This is a genomic window from Paraburkholderia sp. NPDC080076, from assembly GCF_050281145.1.
Lineage (GTDB): Bacteria > Pseudomonadota > Gammaproteobacteria > Burkholderiales > Burkholderiaceae > Paraburkholderia.
The window spans coordinates 356,359-378,723 of sequence record NZ_JBNNWQ010000001.1 but is presented as its reverse complement, the minus strand read 5'-3'; the positions used below and the strand labels follow the sequence as shown (position 1 = coordinate 378,723).

The following is a 22,365-nucleotide window of genomic DNA, read 5'->3' as shown; positions in this document are numbered from 1 at the left end:
GACTACATCCCCAGATACGCGCGACGCAATTCGTCGCTGGCCATCAATTCCGCGCACGTGCCGGAGTAACGGACGAGCCCGTTCTCCAGCACATACCCGCGCTGCCCGGTTTCGAGCGACTGCACGACGTTCTGCTCGACCAGCAGGATCGCGAGCCCTTCGCCCTGCAAGCGCGCGATCAGCGCAAACATCTCTTCGACCATCAACGGCGACAGACCGAGCGACGGTTCGTCCAGAATCAGCAGGCGCGGCTCGGCCATCAGGCCGCGCCCGATCGCCAGCATCTGCTGCTCGCCGCCCGACATCGTGCCCGCCGGCTGATCGATGCGTTCGCCGAGACGCGGAAAGGTCTCCAGCATGCGCGCGAGGTTGCGGGCGCGATTCGGCTTGCCGCGTAAAAACGCGCCAAGCTCCAGGTTTTCGCGCACGCTCAGATTCGGGAAAATCCGCCGGCCTTCGGGCACCTGAATCAGGCCGGCTTTCACGACGGCGCGATAGTGCCGGCCCGTCAACTCGTGCCCGTCGAAGCGCACGGCACCCTGCCAAACGGCATTGATTCCGCACACCGTGTTGTTCAGCGTCGTCTTGCCGACGCCATTGCTGCCGAGCAGCACGACGATCTCGCCTTCGCCGACACGAAGATCGACGCCGCGCAACACTTCGGTTCGGCCGTATCCCGTATGAAGCCCATCCACTTCGAGCAATGCGCTCATGAATGCCCTCCTTCGCGCGCCAGCCGTTCGGCTGTGCCGTGACCGAGATACGCCTCGATCACTGCGCTATCGGATGTCACCTCGCGCGGCGTGCCTCCAGCGATCAGACGGCCTTGCGCGAGCACCCACACATGTTCGGCAAGGCTCATCACGGCGCGCATGACGTGTTCGATCATCAGCACCGTCACGCCGCTATCGACGAGACCGCGAATCACCGGAATCATTTCGTCGATTTCGCTTGGATTCAGGCCCGCGAGCACTTCATCGAGCAACAGCAAACGCGGTTTGGTGGCGAGCGCGCGTGCCAGTTCGAGACGTTTGCGGCCACCCACGGTCAGGTCCGCGGCGGGCTGGTCGAGCCGGTCGTGCAGGTTCACGCGCGCGGCGACTTCCTCTGCCGCCGCCAGGGCCTCGCGCCGCCCAGGCAGATGCAGATGCGCGCCGACCGCGATATTCTCGCGGACCGTCTGAGCGCCGAACGGCTGCACAATCTGGAACGTGCGCGTCAAACCGAGCCGCGCGGACTCGTGCGGTGCCATGCCGGTAATGTCGCGGCCCAGGTACTGCACACGGCCCGCGCCGGGTCGCAGAAAGCCCGACAGCAACGCGAACAGCGTGGTCTTGCCCGCGCCGTTCGGTCCGACGAGCGCCGTGAGCGTATTCGGCAGGACATCGAGGCTGACGTCCTGCACGGCCTTCAGACCGCCGAACGTGATCGACAGACCACGGGCTTGTAACAGCGCTTCAGACATGGGCTTCCTCCTTGCGCTTGCCGCTGCGCTTCGACGTCGCGGGCAGGCCGGTCATGCGCCGCACCGATGCGCCCGCGCCCGTGATTCCGCGCGGGAGGAACATCACGATCACGACCAGCACCACGCCGTAGATCACCATGCTGATGCCGGGCAACTCGCCGAACAGGTTGCGGGTCAACTCGCCCAATACATAGAGCAGCGCCGCGCCGAGCACCGGTCCCCACAATGTGCCCACGCCGCCGACGATCACGCCGACCAGCGCTTCGATCGATCTCGCCGGGCCGAACGCGATATCGGCGTCGATATACTGGAACATCTGCACGTAGCACACGCCCGCCGCGCTCATGAATGCCGCGGACAGCGCAATGGCGCCCAGCTTCACGCGCACGGGATTGACGCCGATTGCCCGCGCGGCGCTCTCGTTGTCGCGCACCGCCTGCAGATAGGCGCCGAAGCGCGAATGCCGCAACCATGCGGTGACGGCCAGCGCCATCATGACGAATGCCAGCAGCAGGAACACATAGCCGCGCCGCGTGCCGAACTGCAGGTTCGCGGCGCTCGCATGCAGCGGCACCATCAGTCCGACGCCGCCGCCCGTGAACGGCACCGACACCGCGACAATGCGCGCGACCTCGGCGAAGGCCAGCGTCACGAGCGCGAAGTACGAACCCTTCAGGCCGCCGCGAAACGCGAGCGCGCCGACCACCAGCCCGGCGACCACACCGAAGGCGATGGCGAGCGGCAACGCGAGCCACGGATTCCAGCCCCAACTCAATTGCGCGATCGCCTGCGTGTATGCGCCGACGCCGAAGAACAACGCATGTCCGAATGACAATTGACCGCCGTAGCCGCCGAGGATGTTCCATGATTGCGCCAGCAACACGGCGTACAGCGACATCATCAGGAAGGTGAGCCATACGCCCGACTGCAGCAAGCTCGCAAGCGCGGCCGCCAGGACACCGAAAACAAGGATCGAACGAACGTCGCGCATCACTTAGGTCCTCACTCCGAACAGCCCTTGCGGACGCATCAGCAGCACGACAATGAAAATCGCGAAGATGCCCATCTGACCCAGCGAATCACCGAACCACAGGCCGCCAAACGACTCGACCACGCCGATGAGCAGACCGCCGATCAATGCGCCCGCGAAGCTGCCCATGCCGCCCAGCACGACGATCGTGAACGCGACCAGCACGAAGCCGTTGCCGACCTGCGGATTGACGTAATAGCTTGGCAACAGAAAACAGGCCGCCGCGCCGACACACGCCATGCCGATGCCGAACGACAGCGCATAAACCTTGTCGACGTCGATACCCATCAGCTTCGCACCGTGCTTCTCGCGCGACACGGCGCGAATCGCGCGGCCCAGATCGGTCATGCGGATCACGAGAAAGAGCGCGGCCGCCACCACCAGCGCGCCGAAAAAACCGATGACCTTTGGCAAAGCGATCATTGCGGGACCGATAGCGACCGTCGCGAGCGTATAGGACGTCTCGATGTTGCGCGTATCGGAGTGGAACCACACGAGCGCCAGATTCTCCAACACGATCGACAGACCGAGCGTGACCAGCAAAATGTTTTCGTCCTTGCCGTGACTCGCGCGATTGATCACGCAGCGCTGCAGTGCGTAGCCGAATGCGAACATGCCGAGTGTCACCACCGGCAGCGCCAGATACGGATCGATGCCGAGCCGTTCCTTCAGCAGATAGACCGCATACAGCGCCACCATCAACGCCGCGCCGTGCGCGAAGTTGATGATGTGCAGCACGCCGTAAATCAGTGTGAGACCGAGCGCGATGAGCGCATAGACCGCACCCGTTGTCAGTCCGTTGAGCAGCGCGGAGAAGAGAATCACCGGATCGAACATGCGCTGCCTCAGCTCTTGAGCGGAAACTGCGGCGCCACTTCGCGATAGGCCGGCGGCAGCACGACCTTGATATCGTTGCCGACCACCTGAGTGAGAAGCGGTTGCGCGCCGGTGTTCTGACCGTTGACGAAATGCGTCGGACCATACGGCATCATGTGATCCTTGAAAGCGCTCGAGGCAAGTGCCGCATTGACGGCGGCGCGGTCGGCGGATTTCGCGCGCTCCAGTGCGTCGGCTAGCAGCATCGTCGCGGTGTAGGTCATGAACACTTCATATGAGAAGTACGCGCCCTTCGCTTCGACCCGTTTGCGCAACGGCGCAACACGCGCATCCTTCGGATTGAACCAGTGATTGCAATCGATGATGCCGTCCGCGATATCCGGAAACTCCTTCAGAAACTTATAGCTCGATGCGGCCCCGCCCAACACCGAATAGATTGCTTTGGGGCGCACGTTCTGCTGTTTCATCGCGCGCAGCAACAGCGCGTATTCGTTGTAATAGTTGGCGGGAATCACGATGTCGGGATTGACCGCGCGCATGCGTAGCACGATGTTGTTGAAGTCGCGCGTCGGATTCGGATGCTTGATGACTTCCTTGATTTCGAAACCGTACTTGGGCAACTCGCTGCTGAGCAGCGCAGCCGTGCCGGCGCCGAACAGCGATTCTTCGTGCACGATCATCACCGTTCTGGCCGGTTTGCCCGCGTCGGTATTCAACGTATTGAGGTTGTCGACCGCGCGCTGGCTGCACATCCGGTAGCCGGGACCGAAGCGAAACGTATTCGTGAGTCCGCGCTCGACGATCTGATCGGCGACGCCGACATCGACCACATGCGGCAAGCCGTACTTCGCGGCCGTCTGGGTCGTGGTGAGACAGATCGCCGATGCATAGGCGCCGACGATCGCCGTCACGCCCGCCTCGTTCATTCTCTCGACCTCGGCGGCGCCCGCCTCGGGCCGCGATTGCGCGTCGCCCAGCACCGCCTCGATGAGCGCGCCGCCTTGCGACTTGATGCCGCCGGCGTTGTTGATGTCCTCGATGGCCAGCAAAGCGCCCAGCCGGCATTGCTGCCCCGAATAGGCCAACGCTCCGGTGACGGGATGCAGCACGCCGATCTTGATGCTCTTCGCGCTCGCGGCACGAGCGACCCAAGGTGCTGCAACCAGTGCCGCGGCGGCGGTGGACCGACGCAGGAAAGTGCGACGCGAACTCATGCGATCTCCGTAGGATTGCGTTAGTTGAAGGTGGCGGACAGTTCCTCGCTGACCCAGACCTTGGCGTCGATGTCGCCAATCCGAGAGAGCTGCAACTGATACTGATAGCGATCGGGCCGGTACAGCCCCTGGAGCAATTGCACCGGCCGTTCGTCGGTGTCGCGCACGAGACGCGTCACGGCGAGCAACGCCGAGCCGACCGCGACGTCGAGATGGCGCGCAACCACAGCGTCGGCGAGGCGCGCCGAAATGGTTTGCGTCGCGCCGCCGAGCTGCACGCCCGCTTCCTCCAGCAACATCAGCAAGGGCTTGCGCTTGAGGTCGCGGCGGTTGATTTCGGCGACGGCTTTGGGCACGTGTGTCGTGATGAACGACACCGGTCCCGCCGACGTGCTGCGAACCCGGATACTCTTGTAGACGGCATCGCCCACAGACAGATGCAGCGCCTCCGCGATCGCGTCCGAAGCGAGCACTTCCGTGCTGTCTATCACTTCGACCGTGGTGCGCAACCCCATATTCACGATGTTCTCGAGCAGGCCGGTGAGGTGCGCTTTCTCGCGCGAAACCGGTGCGGCTTTCGCATTGCCCTGCTTTTTTCCCGTATCGATACGCTGCGGCCACGTCCCCACGCCCGGCCGGCGCGTGACCAGCCCGTCCGCCACCAGCATCTCCATTGCCTTGCGAATCGTAATGCGTGCGACCGCGAACTGTTCAGCGAGCAGATGTTCGCCGGGCACGCCTTCTTCGTCGAAGCGGCCTTCCTGGAGTTGCTCGCGCAATACCAGGTAGATCTGGTGGTATTTCGGCAGGGGTAAGGTGGTTTCCATGAGGCTCACTCTAGAAGTGTCGTAATGTCGGGTCAATAGAACAAATTGGAAAATAAAGATTGTTCTACCTCGTAAACACCGACGGAAGCAACTGGCTTGCAGTAAGAAACGTGCAAGCTCGATGATCCGCTCCCTCCATCAGAGCGGACAGTTTGCTGGACGAGACTGGATGAACGATAGAACAAGTTGCGCGGTGGCTTGTTCCATGGGGAAAACACCCAACTGACGAACTTCGCAGAAGCTTCAACGCTTTACGCGCCAATAGGACATTTACCGCGTCAAATGTTCCATTGACAAGACAAAATAGGCTGCTTAATTTTCGTCGCAACCGGAAATCGATCTGGACGCGAAGGCGCTATCGAAGGCCGGTGTAAAGAAAGCGAAACGGATTCATGTGGCTATGCGCTCGATTTCGTTTCTTTAGGATGCCTGCTTTGTAGCATGCCTCGCGGCCGGCAAATCATGACCGTGAAATCCACCCCTGGTTTCGCACCGAGGGACTCGACGTCAACGATACAGTCTGGAAACAGGATGAAAAAGTCACTTTGCATTGCGGGAGTAATTGGTGCGCTTGGAACGCACGCGGCTATCGCACAGGCGCAGAGCAGCGTTACGCTTTACGGGATCGTCGACGAAGGGTTGACCTTCAATAACAACTCACACGGCGCGCGCCAGTACAGCATGGTGAGCGGCGAGATTCAGGCGAGCCGCTGGGGATTGCGCGGTAGCGAAGATCTGGGCGGCGGCATGAAAGCGGTTTTCCTGCTCGAAGGCGGCATGGATCTGAGCAGCGGCAAACTCGGCCAGGGCGGGCTTGAATTCGGCCGTCAGTTATACGTCGGACTGGCCACGCGTTATGGGACGGTGACGCTTGGGCGTCAATACGATTCCGTGGTGGACTACGTTGGCCTGTTCGAAGTGGGCGATCAATGGGGCGGCTTTTACACCGCGCACCCAGGCGACCTGGATAACATCAACAACTCGAACCGGGTCAACAACGCGATCAAATATACGAGCAACAACTACGGCGGCTTCACGTTCGGCGGCGTCTACAGTCCTGGCGGCGTAGCGGGTAATTTCAGTCAGAATCAGATCTGGTCGCTCGGCGGCTCTTACTACAACGGGCCGCTCGGGCTTGGCGTCGGCTATCTGAACATCCGCAATCCGAACACCTCGTTCTACGGCACCAGCGTGCTCGCGAACACGACCGGCTCCGCGCCGCTCGCGACGTTGAACAACATTGCATCGCCCGTGTTCTCCGGCTTTGCCGATGCGCGCACGCAGGAAGTCTATGCGGCGGGCGGTGCGTACACGTTTGGCGCGGCCACGTTCGGCGGCACCTATTCGAATACGCGTTTCGACAATCTCGATGGCGGCGGCTCGGGACCGAATCCATTCGGCAATCGCGGCACGGCGATCTTCAACAACGTCGAAGCGAACTTCAAATATCAGATCACGCCTGCATTCCTCGTGGGTGCCGCCTACGATTACACGAAGGGCAGTTCGGTAAACGGCCGGGATGGCGCGACCTATCATCAGGCCCAACTCGGCGCTGACTATTTCCTTTCGAGGCGCACGGATGTCTATTTCGTAGGAATCTACCAAAAGGCTTCCGGTACGGACTCGACGGGAAGTGCGGCGGTTGCAGCGATCAACGGCGTGACGCCATCGAGCGACAATCATCAGGTCGTGCTTCGTGTAGGCATGCGGCACAAGTTCTGACGGGCAGCCACCGCCCGCGACGACAGTCGGCGCTCACGAGAATGTGGCCCGACTGATCTGCGTACCGCACACGAAGTGGTGCGGCATCCAGATAGTCGAGCGGTCCTCCCCAACTTTTGCACGCTCTCGCCTACGTCAGGCTGAACGCTGCGGAGGCATCGTGTAGAAGGCATGCATCGCATGCCAGATACGATGCCGATTGATGCCCAGCACCGCGATGTGAGCCACTCCCTTGATCTCGCAGAACTGCTTGTCCTTGTTCGGCAACTGCGAAAAGAAATCGAGCAGTTCCGCATCGGTCGCATTGCCGTCGTGCTCGGCTCTCGTCATGCAGACGGGACACTGCAGTCGTTTCGGATCGACCATCGGCATATGAATCGCCATATCGATGTAGGTGCCGTTCGGCGTCCGATTGGTGAGCTTGAGTTCATAGTCGCCCAATGCCTTCGGTACTTTGGGATCGACCGTCGACGGGTCGTCGCGGGCGAAGATGGCATCGAAGCTCGCTTGCGAGGTTGGACGGGAATTGCTGGCCTCGAGTGCCGCGATGTTCGCGCGCCGCCTCATGATTTCCGGCGCGCCCTCGCCCGTATAGGTGATTGCATCCAGGACCATGCGCTCCACGCGGTCCGGCTCTTCCATCGCAAAGACGCCCAGCCGGAGGGCGCCGGACGACTGGCCATAGAACATGAACGTTTTTTGGCCAGTCACCTTTTCGACCACCGGCATTGCGGCTTTCAGGTCCTCGACACCGGAGCGGACATCGGAGTTCGAATCCGTCTGCGACGAGCGGCCGTAGTTTTCATGGTCCATGGTCCAGACGTCGAAGCCGTAGCGAGCAAACTCGTCCATGAACGAGTAGTTCTCCGTGCCCGGCACTTGCAGATCGAAGCCCCCGCGGCCCGAAAACGACGACCCGTGCACGAGGAATAACACAGGCTTCGGGCCGGAACTTGCGTTGCGGTCGTCCGCGAGTCGCTTGCGATACAGATACAGTTTCACCGCACCTTTCTGCGCCCAGTGATCTTCGGCAATGATCCGCGGCGCCGCCGCGTTAGCGGAGAGCGGCACTGCCGTGGCCATCAATGTTAGCGCCGCGCCTTGCAGCAAACGGCGTCGCTGGACCCTCTGCTGCGTGTCTTTCGTGTTGCTCATTGTTTTTTCCCGATTATGAGAATTGAGACGTTACTAGTCCTTGTGCTCGTACCGTCGAGCCCGGGCAACACTCCCGTTTGTCTCGACTCCATGGGCGTGTGCCGTGGTACGGAATGAGTCAATTAGTAGGTGAGACGAGGTCGAATCCGTTCGCCTTCAAAGACGTTTGCACTGCCGGTCCGGTGAGATAGGAAAGCAGCTTTTGCGCTGCATCCGGATGCTCGCTCTTTGTACCTATGCCCGCTGCGTAGGTCGTCACGAGTTGCAAATCTTCCGGGATCGGCCCGACGAGGGTGACTCCATGCACGGGCTTGATTTCGCTGGTCTGGCCCAATCCGAGGGACACCTCGCCTCGTGCCATCGCTTCCATCGCGGTTTGCCCTTCCGGATAATATTTGACCTTGGGAGCCACTGTGCCGCCAATTCCGAGGCGGTCAATCAACCGGGCCAGATAAATGCCCGAGGTAGCGCCGGTGGCGGGGTCGGCCATGCCGATCGAAGGGGCATCGAGCAAGGCCCTCGTGAACGCCGGGTCGTCGTTGATCGCGGGCAACGCGGCACCGGCTTTGACCGCGACTCCGAGCCGCACGCGCGCGACATCGACCTGCGAACCCTTCCTGACAAGATCTTGCTCGGTCAGTTTGGCGAGAGGCTCCGGTGGGACGATGACGAGGTCGAACGCCTGCCCCGATATTGCCCGGTCACGCACCTGTCCCGCGGTGCCGTAGATGAGGCGCACGTGATCGCCTGTTGCAGCCAGATAGTGTTCGGGCAGGTTCTCCAGTGCGCCTTTCATCGCAGCCGCGGAGAAAATCACGAGATCCGCCGCGTGAGCGGACTGCATCGTGACCAACACAATCGCAAGCAGAAGTCCTGCTTTCGTCTTCATAAGAAAGTGCTCCGGTGAGCATCGCCGAGTACGGCATTGTCAGGTTGTCGAACGGCATACGCTCGAACGCACACAGTGTATCGGGATAACTAATTTTATGCGGCGAGTCGCCCCGGCATCGGAGAACACGATTCTGCTGTGCGTCCGTGTGGCAACGACACTCATGACAATGACCGCCACAATCGCGGCGGCCATGCGCCTTTGACGCATACCCTGCGATGCCCCACGGGTGTCGCTGCCGAGGCTTGCGCGCCGCCACGCTACGACGTCAGAACCTGTGGCGCATCCCGACCCGGGCGACGAGCTGATGGTTGTTCGACGAATCGCCGAGGGAGCCGATGTCCGCCACCGCCGCCGCGCCCGTCGAACTCGTGCCGCTTGCCGTCTGGAACGTACCTTCCATGTAGACGTCCGTGCGCTTCGACAGAAGGTAGTCCAGCAACAGCGAGAACTGATTGTACTTCTGGTCGCCAATGTCTCCGCGCACTGCATTGCCCTTCGTGTAGTTGTACACACCCGCCAGAAGCAGCGCCGGCGTGAACCGATAGGACGCGTTCAATTCGAAGTCGTTGAAGGTCGCCGTCGCGCCGCCGAACGCACCGATATTCTGGTATTTCGTGTTCGAATACACCGCGCCGATCAGCGCCGGTCCGATCTGATAGCTGCCGGCCGCGGCGATGATCTGCAACGAATTCGCGGGTCTCGCCCCGAGATAGCCGGAATTCAACGAGTTGAAAGTCGTCGCGTTCACGTTGCCGTTCAAAATGGCGCCCGCTGCGGACGGGTTCTTGAAGTACTCGTACGCCACGCCTAAGCCGATGCCGCCGTGGTTATAGTTCGCACCCAATGTATAGCCGCTCGACTGCGATATTTCACCGGCGATGCCGCCCAACGAGACCGTGCCGCCGAACTGCAAGCCGCGGAAATTGGGGCTCGCGTATTTGATCGTGTTGTTCGCGCGTGAGGAGTGGTTGACGTTGTCGATGTCGCCCGGGTGTTCGGTGCTCGACCCGCCATACGAGAGCGCGAAGCCATAGCTGCCGATGTAATCGTTGACGCTGTCGTACTGCCGACCCAACGTGACCGTGCCGTAGCTCGCGCTGGAAATGCCCACAAACGCCTGGCGGCCGAAAGCCGTGTTGCCCTGGCCAAACGCGCCGTTGCTGACGTTGATACCGGATTCCAGCGTGAAGATCGCCTTCAGCCCGCCGCCCAGATCCTCGGAACCTTTCAAGCCCCACCGGCTGCCTTGCAGACCCGAGTTGGAATCTACCTGAAACTGACGGCCACCGACATTCTTTCCGTTGACTACGTTCTTGGCGTTGGTGTTGAGCATCAAGCCTTCATCAAGAAGCCCGTACAGCGTGACACTGCTCTGCGCGTTCGCGTGCGTCGCACAAACAGCCAGTATCGGCAATGCTAGCAGTGATTTTTTCACTATCACCTCCATTCTCTTTGGTATGTGGTTGTCAATTTGTTTACTGCATATGCACTACTAATTAATGTACTGAATTACATATAGTTCTTTTCTGAATTTTTCCTTCGTATCGACTGCCGCTTGAATCAATCTCAGTCTCAGCGGCACGCCATGATGAGCGGCACGTCGTTACCGGGTGCCTGGAACGCTCATGCGCAGCAAACTAAACATTGAATCCGCTAGATGCGCGCAGCGTCCGGGTCTCGCCGCCGGTGAGGAACTGGACGAAGGCGCGTGCCAATTCCGGGTTCGCGGCCTTGCTGCTGACGGCTGCCGAATAGAGCGTCGACAGTTCGAATTCCTTGGGCAACAGCCCGACCAGCGAAACGCCCTGGGTATACAAGATCTCGGTCACCTGCGTACAGCCGATCAGTCCCGGCTCGCCGCTTTGCGCGAGGTTCGCCATGGCCACTGCGCCGCTCGGAAAAGACCGGAAGAACGGCTCGACATTCTCGTAAATACCCATCTTCCGCAACACAGTAGCGAAATGAATGCCGGCGGTGGCACGTAGCGGGTCGGGAAAGTAGACCCCTTTCGAGCGTTTCAAACTGGCGCTCAATTGCTCACCGTCGGCGATGGCCGGAAGCGGTTCGCCGGTGCGCACTGCAATGCCGGTTTCGACACGTCCTAACTCGGCGCGCGAAGCGGATTCCACGCGTCCCGTCTGGTCCAGGTCCGCGATCATTTTCCCGGTCAGGATGATGACGTCGCAGGGCTCGTCGGCGTCCAGTTTTTCCCGGATCGCGTGGACTGCGCCGAAGGTGCCGTTGAGACTGGCACCCGTGCTCGAGCGGAATTCTTCCGCCAGGGCCTGGACAATACCTTTGGCCGCGCCGGCGCTCAAAATTTTCAATTCCATGGTTATAGTGACTCCTGTCTGATTGGATTACTGGTCGAATGCCGCGATGATTCGCTCGGCGCTCAAAGGCAGGCTGGTTACTCTTACGCCAAGGGCATCGCGTACCGCATTACCGATGGCCGCCGCGGTCGGACCCAACGATGCCTCGCCGGCCCCACAGGCAGGTGCGTTCGACGGCACGATATCGACCTCGACAGCGGGCACTTCCGTGAACCGCAAGATCGGATAGGTTTCCCAACTATCGCTGGTGACGCGTTGCCGGTCGAATCGCACTTCTTCTTTCAAGGTCCAGCTCACAGCCTGTATTGCACCGCCCTCGATCTGGTTGGCGACGCCGTCGGGGTTGATGACGGTGCCCACGTCCACGGCGATGTTCAGTCTGGTGACCACGATCTGCGCGCCTGCCTCGATACGTGCCACCACCGCGCAGTACGCACCGGAATTTTTGTACCGTGCCACGGCAATGCCATAGCCGATGCCTTCCTGCTTATCCCGTTCGTGCCAGCCGGCTCGCAGCGCCGCGCGCTGCAGCACGGCACGGGCGCGGGGGTCGGACAAATGCCGCAGGCGCCATTCGAGCGGTTCGCTGGCGGTGGCTTCCGCCAGGTCGTCGACAAACGACTCAAGCGCGAACACGTTCGCAAATGCCCCTAACGAACGCAACGACGAGGTTCGCAGCGGCATGCTCAGCACCCGGTGATTCACGATGTTCCACGCGGGAAAGTCGTAGAGCGGCACCGCATTACGCTCGGCACCCCCACCCGCGTACAGCGGGGGATTGACTGCCGCGGGCGCTTCGAACGGCGTCTCGAGATGCCAGGCGCCCAGCAGCGCGGGGGTGTTGCCGCGACCCGGCCGCGTGCCATGGCCGTTGCTCCAGACACTATGACGCCAACCGACCACGCGGTCGCTCGCATCGAGATCAGCCTCGAGTTCGATCACCATGGCCGGGCCGTACGGCGCCCATGCCAGCTCGTCGGCCCTGCTCCACTGGACTCGGACGGCCTGGCCGCGTGCGGCGCGCGCCAGCCACGCGGCATCGTATGCGACGTCGTCGGCCGCGTTGTGCCCATAACAGCCGGCGCCTTCCGCGTGCTGCACCACCACGGCCGATACCGCCATGCCGAAGCTCAACGCCAGGTCGGCGCGCAGATTGAAGATGCCCTGACTATGACTCCACACTTCCAGGCGTTCGCCGTCGAATCGAGCCAATGCGCACGAGGGGCCGATCGAAGCATGCGCCAGGAACGGCTTTTCGCAGGTCATCTTCAAAGTGCGTGCCACATCGGCGGCGGCACTTTGGCGGTCGGCCACTACAGTGGTTTCCACTGGTTGCTGCTTCAACCAGGCGCTCAGCTTCTGTTGTTCCGGAAGGGGCTCGCTGCGCTGCCAGCGGGCGTGCCGGCGCAGCTTGTCAATGGCTTCGACAGCGGCGCGCTGCGATGTGGCCAGCACGCCCACCAGCGAGCCGTCGCGTATCACTTGCACCACGCCGGACACCGCGCGTGCTGCGCCATCGTCGAGCGAGAGCAGGGTCGTCGCGCGCGAGCCCGGACGCAGCATGCGTCCATGCAGCATGCCCGGCAGTTCGATATCCTGGATGAAGCGCGGAACCGCCAGGAATTTATCCGCGAGATCATCGCGCGGCACCGGCGCGCCCACGATGGTATAGGCGGCGGCCGCTTTCACGGCAATCGTGCAATCGATATCAACGTCGAATTGAACCTCGCCGGCGATGGCCCAATAACTCGCGAGACCGCCGTGAGGCGCCTTGATTTCACCGCGCTTCACCACGAATTGATGCACCAGGTCCGTCGACACTTGCAGCACGCGCGCAGCACGTTCGAGCAGCAAGGCGCGCGCGTGCGCGCAGGCGTGTCGCAACGCGGTGCCAGAGTGTTGTATCGAAAGACTGCCGGAGGTGACAGCCTCGTCAGGGCTCGCCGCTGTGCTGGCCGGGCGCATGCGAATCTGGTCGATGCCGACGTCCAGTTCTTCGGCAACGATCTGCGCGAGCGCCGTGACGATACCCTGGCCGATCTCGACCTTGCCCGACAGCACTTCGACGTATCCTGCACTGGAGAATCGCAGCCACGCGCCAAGGCAAGGATTGGCGCGCAGACTCTGCGGCCGCTCGCTGACCGGTACGGTTGTCGCTTCGGTGGACACGACGGTGAGAGGGTTCACGATGACGACGCGGCACGCAGCACTGCGCGCACGATGCGATTGTGGCTGCCGCACCGGCACAGATTGCGGTCAAGTGCCTCTCGAATCTGGGCATCTGTCGGGAGCGGACAGCGTTCGAGCAGGGCCGCCGCTGCGATCAGCATGCCTGAGCTGCAGTAGCCGCATTGCCCGGCTTGCTCGGCGATGAACGCCCGCTGCAAGCGATGCGGTGCCGCCCGGCTGCCCAAACCTTCGACCGTGGTCACCTGCTTGCCCGCCAGCGCCCACAGCGGCGTATCGCATGACGCCACAGCAAAACCGTCGACCAGGACGAGACACGCGCCGCACTGGTTTTCCCCGCAGCCGAAACGCGTGCCTTTGAGCTTCAGCTCATCGCGAAGCACATCGAGCAGGCGTGTGTCGCCGTCCAGCTCGAACCCGTGCCCGGTCCCATTGACCGTAATCGGAATGCGCGTAGTCGTGGCCATGGTCACTGGTCGACCTTCGCACCCGAAACCTTGACTACCTGCGCCCATTTTTTTATGTCGTCGTTCATGAATTGCGTGAACTGGGCCGGATTCATCGACATCGTGTCGGCGCCCTGTTTCTGCCACGACGCCTTGATCTGCGGAGTGGCGACGATCCGGGTCAGCGTGGCGTTGAGCTTGTCGACCACTGCGGGCGGCGTGCCTTTGGGCGCCATCAGGCCGAGCCAGATCACGGCGTTGTACTTCGGCACCCCGGATTGATCGACGGTTGGGAGATTGGGCAGCAGGTCCGAACGCACCGTGCCGGTGGTGGCCAGCGCCTTGGCCTTGCCGCTGCTGATAAAGCCCGCCATGGTGGTGGTGGCATCGAACATCATGTCGACCTGGCCGCCGATTACGTCGGTACGCGCATTCGAGCTGCCCTTATAGGGCACATGCAGGATCGAGACGCCGGCCATTTGTTTGAACAGCTCGCCGGCCATGTGATAAGGCGTGCCGTAACCGGACGAGGCATATGACAGTTTGCCTGGTTCGCTCCTCGCCAGCTTGATCAGGTCGGCGACGTTATTGACCCCCAACCCCGGCCGTGTCACCAGCACCAGGTCGGAAGAATTGATCGGCGCCACCGGCACGAAATCGCTCATCAGCTTGAACGGCTTCCTCGTGTAGAGCGTTTCGTTGACGGTGTGCGTGTTGGAGATCAGCAGCAGCGTATAACCATCGGGCTTGGACTGCGCCACATACTCGGTGCCGATGATGGCGCCCGCGCCGGGGCGGTCGTCGACGATGAACGACTGCTTCAATTGAGCGCTGAGTTGTTGCGCGACGATGCGTGCATATACGTCGGCGGAACCGCCCGCCGCGAATGGCACGATGATGGTGACCGGCCGGCTCGGATAGTCGTCGGCGGCAAAGCTCGCGATCGATGTCGACGCCAGTACGCCAAGCGTCAGGGCATGGCCCATACGCCGGCGAAAGGAGCGAGCGCTCCAACGATTGTTCATTACGTGCCTCCTGGTATTTATAGTCCGCATCCGCACTGCATGCCGCAGTACCAGGGCGCTCGCCCGACGTGGTCCACGCGAGCGCCTTGGTCATTGAAAGAGATGCCGGGTGCTATTTATCCAATGGTATTGACGAGGGAGCCGAGGTGATCGATCTCGAGCTTCATGACATCGCCCTTCTTGAGGAACCTGGGGGGCTTGAAGCCGATGCCGACGCCGGCGGGGGTGCCGGTGGCGATGACGTCGCCGGGCAGCAAAGTCATGCCGGCCGAAAGGGTTTCGATGATAGTTGGGATATCGAAGATGAGGTCTTTGGTGTTGGCGTTCTGGCGCAGTTCGTCGTTGATCCAGCAACGCACGTTCAGGTTGGCGCTATCGATACCGTGGGCGGAAACCAGGTACGGGCCCATCGGACAGAACGTATCCAATGACTTGCCGATGAACCACTGACGATGCTTTTGCTGAAGGTCGCGCGCTGTGAAGTCGTTGACGATGGTGTAGCCCCACACGTGCTGAAGGGCATCGGCCTTGGAAATACCTCTGCCGGGCTTGCCGATGACGACGGCGAGTTCGACCTCGTAGTCGAGTTGGGACGTGAGGTGCTCGAAGGCTTTGACGGTGGCGCGATGCGCGACCACGGTAGAAGCGGGCTTGGTGAACACGACGGGCGCGGGCGGAGCGAGCTCGCCTTGCTGGGCGGATGTGTCAAACCCGGATTGGCTGAACTCCCTTGCATGTTCGTGATAGTTCTTGCCGACGCAGAAGATGTTACGGCGCACCTCGAGCGGGGCGAGCAGTTCGTGGGTACCGACGGCTTGCCAGCGATCAGTGCGTTGCACGGCGGCGGCGAACTGCTGGTCCGGCAGCGGAACCTGGGCAATGAGATCGATCATGTCGCCGTCAAAGCCGGGCAGAAGGTGACGAATCTCGACGAAGCGTTGCAGGTCGTCGGCGATGACGACCGGGGCGGGACGCCGGTCGATAACCAGGGAAGCAAAGCGCATCAAATCTCCTATTGGTTACATTTGGTTTAAATATATCCCAAAAGAAACCACGTTTCAAGCGCTACCCGCCTCGTTTAGCTAACTCACCATGCATTTTTTAGGGAAACAAACGGCGTAAATCAATAATTCCATGAACCAATTACAACCAATATGCCGAAACTTACACCGGATTGCTGTCGGTGACGGTGGCTGGTTTCGTCGCGTGCAATAAGCGGCGTTGGGCCGCGCGTTTTTTCATGCCGCGCACCCAAAAATACAGTTGCACCAGTATGAGCAGAGCACTGCACGCGATGAAAAAAGCGCTGATCGGGCGGTCGATGAAGACAGCCAGGTCTCCGCGCGACAACAGCATCGCGCGCCGGAAATACTCTTCGACCATAGGTCCGAGCACATAACCGAGCAGGATCGGCGCGACCTGAAAATCAAGCGCGGCGAAGATGGCGCCGACTACTCCGAACACCAGTACTTCGCCAACCTCGAACAGACTGTTGTTGGTGCTGTACACGCCCACCGCAATGAAAAACAGTGCCGACGGATACAGATAGCGATAAGGCACCCGCAGCAGCTTCACCCAGACGCCGATCAGCGGCACGTTCAGAATCACCAGCAGGACATTGCCGATCCAGAAGCTGGCGATGAGCCCCCAGAACAGGTCGGCGTGCTCGGTGATCAGTTGCGGACCTGGCTGGATACCCTGGATCAACAGCGCGCCGAGGATCAGCGCCATCACGGCGTCGCCCGGAATGCCCAGACTCATGGTTGGAATGAAGTCCACCTGGGTCTTGGAATGCGATGCGGCCTCCGGCGCAGCGACGCCCTCGAGAGCGCCGCGGCCGAACCGTTCAGGTGACCTGGAGAGCTTTTTCTCGGCCGCATAAGCGAGGAATGTGGTGATGGTAGGGCCGGTGCCCGGCATCGCGCCGAACAACGTACCGATGAACGTACCGCGCACCATCGGCAAGAACGCTTGCCTGAGTTCGGCCATGCTGGGTCGCATGTCGCGCAAGCGTACCTTCGTGCCGCTACCCACCGACTCCATGCGATTGACGTTGCGCAAGAATTCCGCCACACCGAACAGGCCGAGCGCCAGCGCCACCAGCTCGACCTTGTCGGAAAGCTGTGGCAGACCGAAGGTCAGGCGCATCACGCCGCTGTTCACGTCGGTACCGGCAATGCCGATCAACAGTCCCACCGCCGTCATCGCCACTCCCTTGAGCGCCGAGCCCCGGGACATGGTGCCGCCGGCCAGCAAGCCCAGCAGCATGATCGAAAACAGTTCGGCCGGCCCGAACTTGAAAGCCACGCTGACCAGTAGCGGCGAGGCGAAAACCATCACAACGATGCCGAACGACGCCGCGAAAAAAGAAGCCAGCATGGCGATGCCCAGTGCCGTGCCGCCTTTGTTCTGTCTGGTCATGGGATAACCGTCCAGGCAGGTCACGGCGTGCGGCGGATGACATGGCAGATTGAGCAGGATCGCACCGATCGCGCCGCCGTATTGAGAACCGTAGAAGATACCCGCCAGCATCAGGATTGCGGGGATCGGATGCATCGTATAGGTCAGCGGCAGCAACATGGAAATGGCCGACAACGCGCCCATGCCCGGCAGCACACCGATCAGGTTGCCGATCAATACGCCGACGAACGACCACATCAGATTGTGGGGCTGAAGCGCCACGCCGAAACCCTGCATCAAGTCCAACAGAGATTGCCCCATCATGATTCAACCCCAGGACAGCAATGGAAATTGCAGTTTCAAAGCCCACCAGAACACGACGGTGCAGATCGCACACATCGCGGCGGCGAGAATGAGCGCGCTCACCCAGGTGTTGTCCCGGTCGCCGAGTGCCGAGATGAACACGATCGCGAAGGTGGCGGGTAACAAGCCGCCGTATCGGCCCAGCACGATGAAGGCGGCGATGCCCATCACGATGCAACACCAGGCGCGCCATTCGGGCCGAAGCGCTGGTTGCGCAGTGGCAGGGGGGTCCGGGGCTTTGGCGGAAAATGCGATCGCGAGGCCGCACAGGACGAGAACGGTCCCCACTGCCACAGGGAAGAATCCCGAGCCCATGTGACTCAGGCTGCCCACGTTATAGCCAAGTCCGGCATAGATCGAGCCGAGACCGAGGACGAGCATCAGGGCGCCCGCATAGAGATCTTTGTTATAGCGATGCAGAAAGCCGAATGCATGCGCCGTCTTGGTACTCACGTGACTTGTCTCCTGTAATTTGCCCTCGCGCCGGTTCTTGCCGAAGTTTGGGTGCTGATAAAACGCTGTCTTTTTCGGCGTAGCGATTCACCCTCATTTTTTTAGGGTTGCCGCGAGGTGGTTTGTCCGGTTGCCCATGCAACGGATTAAAGCGAGGGTATTGACGGGGGCTCAGGCGTCCGATGTCGGGCATGACATCGGATGCATAGAGGGATGACGGGACCTGAGGTGAGGCAGCAGGCGGCGAACCTCGACGACGCTGGGGGCGGCGACAAAAACAAAGACGTGACGGTGGTCGATGAGCAGAGAAGCAACGCGCACGAGATTTCCTATTGGTTCAATTTGGTTTAAAATCAACCCAAGTGGAGCCATGCTAGCAATCGATTGTTTTCTCGTCAATCCAGGCAATGCCCATGACCTGCTGCCATGATCACACTGGCGCTGTTGCTGACACGTCTCCGTGTATCTGCGTCGCATTCCATTGGGAACGGCGCTGCTGAGGCGGAGAACACCGGAATACGTGACGGCGCGCGCGAGTGAAACCAATTTGTACCAACCTTGCGGCCATTGCCTTATGATTCGTGGAACCCGTCACAGCTTTTTTACCCAATGCCCGATCATCCCGTTTCAGACCCGGTTTACACGCTCAAGGAAGCCCTGCTGTCCAACCTCCGCGATGGCCGTTGGCATCCGGGCGAACGCTTGCCCACCGAGCGGCAGATGAGCGAGACCTACGCGGTCGGCCGCTCGACGGTGCGACGCGCACTGGCGCAGATGAAAGAAATGGGCCTCATCACCCAGACCGTGGGCAGCGGCACTTACGTGGCCCAGGATGTTGAGCAAAAAATACCCAAGGCAGCGGAACCCCAAGCTGTAGTGAGTCCCGCCGAGCTGATGGACGCGCGGCTGATTTTCGAGCCGGGCCTGATCGACCTGGTGGTGCGCAATGGCACGCCGGCCGATTTTGCAGCGATGGAAGCATGTTGCGTAAGCGCGGAGCAGTCGAAGACGCTCGAGGAATTTGAACGTTGGGACGCCGAGTTTCATCACAAGATCGCGGAAGCCGCACACAACAATTTCATGGTCAGCGTGTTCAATCTGATTCTCAAAGTCCGCGAACATGGCGAATGGGGCTTGTTGAAAAAACGCAGCCTTACGCCTGAGCGACGACTCGCTTATCAGCGCGAGCACCGGCAATTGCTGGCTGCGCTCAAAGAACGCGATGCGGCTAGTGCACGCGATTTCATGGTCACGCACCTGGTGAACGTACGGCGCAATCTTTTCGACTTTTGACACGTGCTGAACAGCCTCGATCCGGCGAGCTTCTAGCCACCGGCGAGCTCAAGTTCCGCGCGACTTTAATAGGAAGTGAGAGCATGGATATCGAAAGTTTCAAGGCTGACTTGACCAATACCGGCTACCAGGAAGTGCTGGAAAAAACCTACGCACCGAACCAGTTCATTGAAACGCACAAGCATCCGTTCAGGGCGCGCGCGGTGATCACCGCCGGAGAAATGACCATCTCGTGGGGTGGCACGGTTTCGCGCGAATACCGCGTCGGCGATATCTTCGAAATCGAAGCCGGCGATGAGCATTCGGAGCAATACGGTCCCACCGGCGCAACCTACCTGGTGGGCCGCAAGTTCCCCGCCTGATTTCGGAACCGGATTTCCCGTGGTCAAAGCAATGGCTGAGATGCTGTGGTCACCCGACGCTGTTGAGAAAGGGCAACGCGCGTTTCTTCGCGCAGCAGAAGCTGGCTGACGCTGAATCAACAGCCGGCACATCGATCCCGGCCTAGGGCGATGTGCCGACGTTCCAGCGCGTGTCCAAGCCGAACAGACGTTGCGTCCGTTAGAAGCGCGTACGCAAGCCTACCGTCGCCGCCACCTGATTGCCTGTTGACGCCTGCGCGAGGCCATTGATGAACGCACCCTCGAACGCAGAGCCAGCAGCACCGTACGCGTGTTGGTAGACACCCTCGACATAAACGTCAGTGCGTTTGCTGAACGAGTAGTCTGCCATCAGCGTGACTTGATGCCACTTCGGGTCCGCCGAACCGGTGTTTCCGGCAAAGGCGCCTTGAGTAAACGTGTAGGCACCTGCGAACGAAATCGAAGGTGTCAGCGTATAGTGCACGTTGGCTTCGTAGTTGTCGAAATGCAGCGTGTCGAACGACTGCCCGATCACGGAGTTCGCACCCGGCTGCGTATTGTCGAGCAGGGTATGTGTCCACAGTAAGCCGATAGTCGCCGGACCGATCGTGTAGTTGCCGCCAACCCCCATCACCCGCTGGCGCGCGGCGGGGAAATTGACGAAGTCGTTGTTCGACACTGCCCCGGTACCCGAAAGCGAACCGTTATTCAGCTGAAGGTAAGCCGCCGCAAGATTAATCGGGCCATTGTTGTACGTCACGCCGAAGCTATAGGCGCGATTGTCCGAAAAGCCGCCGGCCGCATTACTGAAGCCGTACAGCGCCTCTGCCTGCAGCCCCCGATACGTCGGGCTCGCATACTTGACCGAGTTGTTAATGTAGAACGAGTCGTCTACGTTGTCGTTGTCGAACGGATGTGCGGCCAGGTTGTTTCCGTCGCCGTTGTTTGCCAATGCGATGGGTCCCAGATCATCGACTACGGAATCGTACTGTCGGCCGAATGTCAGCGTTCCATATTGGTCGCTCTGCAGACCGACGAAAGCCTGACGGCCGAACATCGTACCCGAGTACGTGGTCTTGCCGTTTTGTATATTAAAGCCGTTCTCGAGACGGAAGATCGCGTGCAGACCGCCACCGAGATCTTCACTTCCCCGCAGACCCCATACTTCGTTCGACAGCATGCTGCTTTGCTCCTGCCAAGCGCTGCCGCCACCCTGGTTATTCGTATAGACGATACCCGTGTCGATCAATCCATAAAGGGTGACGCTGCTTTGCGCATGAGCCGCCGCCGCAAAGACGGACAAAGCTGCTGCGCCGATAATCTTCTTCTTCACTTGTCTTACACTCCAGGCAATGCCCAAGAAGGAATCATGATGTGTGCATGATCCCGGCTCAATAAAAAAACGGATAACGCGCCGTTCACGCAACAGGGGTTTAACGAAAGCCACGGCACCATTAGGTAGGCTGTCCGGTGAATGTGATCCGCTTTCCAACCGCGCACCCGCAGCTTGACGATTCTATGGGGATTGCCATTGCGATTCACCGAAAGAGTTCGCTCCTTCTTGCAAAGATTCTATAAACGAGGATCGAATGGAATCCATACGCGAGTCGCTCGGCCGCTCAATCTCGTGTGTCAGCGACGATCGCGTGTTGCAACATGCGTACGATCGTCGACTAGTGCGGCTGCGCGTGATTCGACTCCATCCTCATCGATCAAGCCATACGTTAACGGCGTCCCCCGCCACCTCCGTGAAAACCGCCGCCTCCATGGAAGTCGCCCCCTCCATGAAAGCCACCATGAAAGCCACCATGAAAGCCACCATGAAAGCCGCCGTGGAAGCCGCCGTGGAAGCCGCCATGCGGTCCGAAGTGGCCATGATGGAAGTGATGAAAACGATTAATGAAGAGGAACGACGCGCCGAAGCCGAACGCCACCGGCGGCCCATAAAACCACGGATCGTAATAGGGATAGTATGCATATAGGGGCGGCGGATAAACGTCGCCCATCTCAGCGTCCGTGCCTTGCTGCTGGATCTGCCAGGTGCCGTCGGGCTGCTTGCATGCAAGGCCTGATATGTTCTGGGTGGCGCCATCGATATCCGCTGTGCCGTTGACCATGCGGCACGTGGGCGACACGGACGATGTAGTCGTCGTCTCGTCCAGCGGAGCAGCCGGGGCAAGTTGCGACGCCACCGGCGTCGTACACGCGACACAGCTGCAAAGCACCATTCCGATTCCAATGAATTTGCGCATAAATCCGTCCTGCTCGACGGTCCGGCGCCACGACGCGGACCGCCGCGTCGACACCGTGAAGACCCCATCGGTTCGCCTCGCAGAGCGCATTGCCGGAGCATGTGGATTC

The 22,365-nt window shown here is 60.7% G+C and carries 21 protein-coding genes; 3 read left to right on the top strand and 18 right to left on the bottom strand.

All coding sequences use genetic code 11. The features are described 5' to 3' along the window. Positions 1–2: 2 nt before the first annotated feature. Genes ACQKRQ_RS01710 through ACQKRQ_RS01685 form a run of 6 tightly spaced genes read right to left on the bottom strand, consistent with a single transcriptional unit; the run spans position 3 to position 5,373 of the window. Complete coding sequence (locus tag ACQKRQ_RS01710; RefSeq protein WP_132378384.1) at positions 3–713, bottom strand: ABC transporter ATP-binding protein; 711 nt, start codon at positions 711–713, stop codon at positions 3–5. Continuing rightward, entirely contained in the window at positions 710–1,465 is a 756-nt protein-coding gene (locus tag ACQKRQ_RS01705) for an ABC transporter ATP-binding protein (RefSeq protein WP_408175322.1), read from the bottom strand. The genes ACQKRQ_RS01710 and ACQKRQ_RS01705 overlap by 4 nt, the downstream gene beginning before the upstream one ends. Then, on the bottom strand, positions 1,458–2,456 hold the full coding sequence (locus tag ACQKRQ_RS01700) for a branched-chain amino acid ABC transporter permease (protein WP_427474804.1): 999 nt from the start codon (positions 2,454–2,456) through the stop codon (positions 1,458–1,460). The genes ACQKRQ_RS01705 and ACQKRQ_RS01700 overlap by 8 nt, the downstream gene beginning before the upstream one ends. 3 nt (positions 2,457–2,459) lie before the next feature. Beyond that, positions 2,460–3,332: a branched-chain amino acid ABC transporter permease gene (locus ACQKRQ_RS01695; RefSeq protein ID WP_427474803.1), complete on the bottom strand. Its 873-nt coding sequence runs from the start codon at positions 3,330–3,332 to the stop codon at positions 2,460–2,462. Positions 3,333–3,340: 8 nt separating this feature from the next. Continuing rightward, positions 3,341–4,546 (bottom strand): ABC transporter substrate-binding protein, encoded by a 1,206-nt coding sequence (locus ACQKRQ_RS01690; protein WP_408311750.1) that lies wholly within the window; start codon positions 4,544–4,546, stop codon positions 3,341–3,343. A 20-nt stretch (positions 4,547–4,566) separates the two neighbouring features. Beyond that, on the bottom strand, positions 4,567–5,373 hold the full coding sequence (locus tag ACQKRQ_RS01685; RefSeq protein ID WP_132378392.1) for a GntR family transcriptional regulator: 807 nt from the start codon (positions 5,371–5,373) through the stop codon (positions 4,567–4,569). Positions 5,374–5,904: 531 nt separating this feature from the next. On the opposite strand from ACQKRQ_RS01685, the gene ACQKRQ_RS01680 reads away from it, so the two are divergent. After that, complete coding sequence (locus tag ACQKRQ_RS01680; RefSeq protein WP_132378394.1) at positions 5,905–7,095, top strand: porin; 1,191 nt, start codon at positions 5,905–5,907, stop codon at positions 7,093–7,095. A gap of 135 nt (positions 7,096–7,230) precedes the next feature. Here the strand turns inward: ACQKRQ_RS01680 and ACQKRQ_RS01675 are convergent, their stop codons facing one another. The 10 genes from ACQKRQ_RS01675 to ACQKRQ_RS01630 all read right to left on the bottom strand — a co-directional run bounded on the left by ACQKRQ_RS01675 (position 7,231) and on the right by ACQKRQ_RS01630 (position 18,277). Next, entirely contained in the window at positions 7,231–8,250 is a 1,020-nt protein-coding gene (locus tag ACQKRQ_RS01675) for an alpha/beta hydrolase (protein WP_427474802.1), read from the bottom strand. 118 nt (positions 8,251–8,368) lie between these two features. Further along, positions 8,369–9,094, bottom strand: a complete 726-nt coding sequence (locus tag ACQKRQ_RS01670; RefSeq protein WP_427476043.1) for a molybdate ABC transporter substrate-binding protein — start codon at positions 9,092–9,094, stop codon at positions 8,369–8,371. A 313-nt stretch (positions 9,095–9,407) separates the two neighbouring features. Further along, on the bottom strand, positions 9,408–10,577 hold the full coding sequence (locus ACQKRQ_RS01665; protein ID WP_427474801.1) for a porin: 1,170 nt from the start codon (positions 10,575–10,577) through the stop codon (positions 9,408–9,410). Positions 10,578–10,779: 202 nt separating this feature from the next. Beyond that, complete coding sequence (locus ACQKRQ_RS01660) at positions 10,780–11,475, bottom strand: molybdate ABC transporter substrate-binding protein (RefSeq protein ID WP_427474800.1); 696 nt, start codon at positions 11,473–11,475, stop codon at positions 10,780–10,782. Positions 11,476–11,502: 27 nt separating this feature from the next. Continuing rightward, entirely contained in the window at positions 11,503–13,662 is a 2,160-nt protein-coding gene (locus tag ACQKRQ_RS01655) for a molybdopterin cofactor-binding domain-containing protein (protein ID WP_427474799.1), read from the bottom strand. Further along, positions 13,659–14,129 carry a (2Fe-2S)-binding protein gene (locus ACQKRQ_RS01650; RefSeq protein ID WP_427474798.1) on the bottom strand — a complete coding sequence of 157 codons (471 nt, stop codon included), beginning with the start codon at positions 14,127–14,129 and terminating at the stop codon, positions 13,659–13,661. The genes ACQKRQ_RS01655 and ACQKRQ_RS01650 overlap by 4 nt, the downstream gene beginning before the upstream one ends. Positions 14,130–14,131: 2 nt before the next feature. Then, positions 14,132–15,133 carry a tripartite tricarboxylate transporter substrate binding protein gene (locus ACQKRQ_RS01645; protein ID WP_427474797.1) on the bottom strand — a complete coding sequence of 334 codons (1,002 nt, stop codon included), beginning with the start codon at positions 15,131–15,133 and terminating at the stop codon, positions 14,132–14,134. Positions 15,134–15,249: 116 nt separating this feature from the next. Beyond that, positions 15,250–16,137 (bottom strand): fumarylacetoacetate hydrolase family protein, encoded by an 888-nt coding sequence (locus ACQKRQ_RS01640; protein WP_427474796.1) that lies wholly within the window; start codon positions 16,135–16,137, stop codon positions 15,250–15,252. 160 nt (positions 16,138–16,297) lie between these two features. Next, the gene (locus tag ACQKRQ_RS01635) at positions 16,298–17,857 is read right to left on the bottom strand and encodes a tripartite tricarboxylate transporter permease (protein ID WP_427474795.1); all 1,560 of its coding nucleotides are present in this window, start codon (positions 17,855–17,857) and stop codon (positions 16,298–16,300) included. A 3-nt stretch (positions 17,858–17,860) separates the two neighbouring features. Next, positions 17,861–18,277, bottom strand: coding sequence for a tripartite tricarboxylate transporter TctB family protein (locus tag ACQKRQ_RS01630; RefSeq protein WP_427476042.1), 417 nt, complete (start codon positions 18,275–18,277; stop codon positions 17,861–17,863). A 639-nt stretch (positions 18,278–18,916) separates the two neighbouring features. Between ACQKRQ_RS01630 and ACQKRQ_RS01625 the strand changes: the two genes are divergently transcribed. After that, positions 18,917–19,642, top strand: a complete 726-nt coding sequence (locus tag ACQKRQ_RS01625) for a FadR/GntR family transcriptional regulator (protein WP_243658321.1) — start codon at positions 18,917–18,919, stop codon at positions 19,640–19,642. An 83-nt stretch (positions 19,643–19,725) separates the two neighbouring features. Then, positions 19,726–20,004 (top strand): cupin domain-containing protein, encoded by a 279-nt coding sequence (locus ACQKRQ_RS01620; protein WP_408175340.1) that lies wholly within the window; start codon positions 19,726–19,728, stop codon positions 20,002–20,004. Positions 20,005–20,203: 199 nt separating this feature from the next. Here ACQKRQ_RS01620 and ACQKRQ_RS01615 read toward each other — a convergent pair whose 3' ends face one another. Then, entirely contained in the window at positions 20,204–21,337 is a 1,134-nt protein-coding gene (locus ACQKRQ_RS01615) for a porin (protein WP_132379436.1), read from the bottom strand. A 391-nt stretch (positions 21,338–21,728) separates the two neighbouring features. Continuing rightward, positions 21,729–22,256, bottom strand: a complete 528-nt coding sequence (locus ACQKRQ_RS01610) for a hypothetical protein (protein WP_427474794.1) — start codon at positions 22,254–22,256, stop codon at positions 21,729–21,731. Positions 22,257–22,365 lie beyond the last annotated feature (109 nt).

Coding starts and splice junctions, on each gene's coding strand:
- ACQKRQ_RS01710 (WP_132378384.1), bottom strand. CDS start 713: ATGAGCGCATTGCTCGAAGTGGATGGGCTTCATACGGGATACGGCCGA.
- ACQKRQ_RS01705 (WP_408175322.1), bottom strand. CDS start 1,465: ATGTCTGAAGCGCTGTTACAAGCCCGTGGTCTGTCGATCACGTTCGGC.
- ACQKRQ_RS01700 (WP_427474804.1), bottom strand. CDS start 2,456: ATGCGCGACGTTCGTTCGATCCTTGTTTTCGGTGTCCTGGCGGCCGCG.
- ACQKRQ_RS01695 (WP_427474803.1), bottom strand. CDS start 3,332: ATGTTCGATCCGGTGATTCTCTTCTCCGCGCTGCTCAACGGACTGACA.
- ACQKRQ_RS01690 (WP_408311750.1), bottom strand. CDS start 4,546: ATGAGTTCGCGTCGCACTTTCCTGCGTCGGTCCACCGCCGCCGCGGCA.
- ACQKRQ_RS01685 (WP_132378392.1), bottom strand. CDS start 5,373: ATGGAAACCACCTTACCCCTGCCGAAATACCACCAGATCTACCTGGTA.
- ACQKRQ_RS01680 (WP_132378394.1), top strand. CDS start 5,905: ATGAAAAAGTCACTTTGCATTGCGGGAGTAATTGGTGCGCTTGGAACG.
- ACQKRQ_RS01675 (WP_427474802.1), bottom strand. CDS start 8,250: ATGAGCAACACGAAAGACACGCAGCAGAGGGTCCAGCGACGCCGTTTG.
- ACQKRQ_RS01670 (WP_427476043.1), bottom strand. CDS start 9,094: ATGCAGTCCGCTCACGCGGCGGATCTCGTGATTTTCTCCGCGGCTGCG.
- ACQKRQ_RS01660 (WP_427474800.1), bottom strand. CDS start 11,475: ATGGAATTGAAAATTTTGAGCGCCGGCGCGGCCAAAGGTATTGTCCAG.
- ACQKRQ_RS01650 (WP_427474798.1), bottom strand. CDS start 14,129: ATGGCCACGACTACGCGCATTCCGATTACGGTCAATGGGACCGGGCAC.
- ACQKRQ_RS01645 (WP_427474797.1), bottom strand. CDS start 15,133: ATGAACAATCGTTGGAGCGCTCGCTCCTTTCGCCGGCGTATGGGCCAT.
- ACQKRQ_RS01640 (WP_427474796.1), bottom strand. CDS start 16,137: ATGCGCTTTGCTTCCCTGGTTATCGACCGGCGTCCCGCCCCGGTCGTC.
- ACQKRQ_RS01635 (WP_427474795.1), bottom strand. CDS start 17,857: ATGATGGGGCAATCTCTGTTGGACTTGATGCAGGGTTTCGGCGTGGCG.
- ACQKRQ_RS01630 (WP_427476042.1), bottom strand. CDS start 18,277: ATGCTCGTCCTCGGTCTCGGCTCGATCTATGCCGGACTTGGCTATAAC.
- ACQKRQ_RS01620 (WP_408175340.1), top strand. CDS start 19,726: ATGGATATCGAAAGTTTCAAGGCTGACTTGACCAATACCGGCTACCAG.
- ACQKRQ_RS01610 (WP_427474794.1), bottom strand. CDS start 22,256: ATGCGCAAATTCATTGGAATCGGAATGGTGCTTTGCAGCTGTGTCGCG.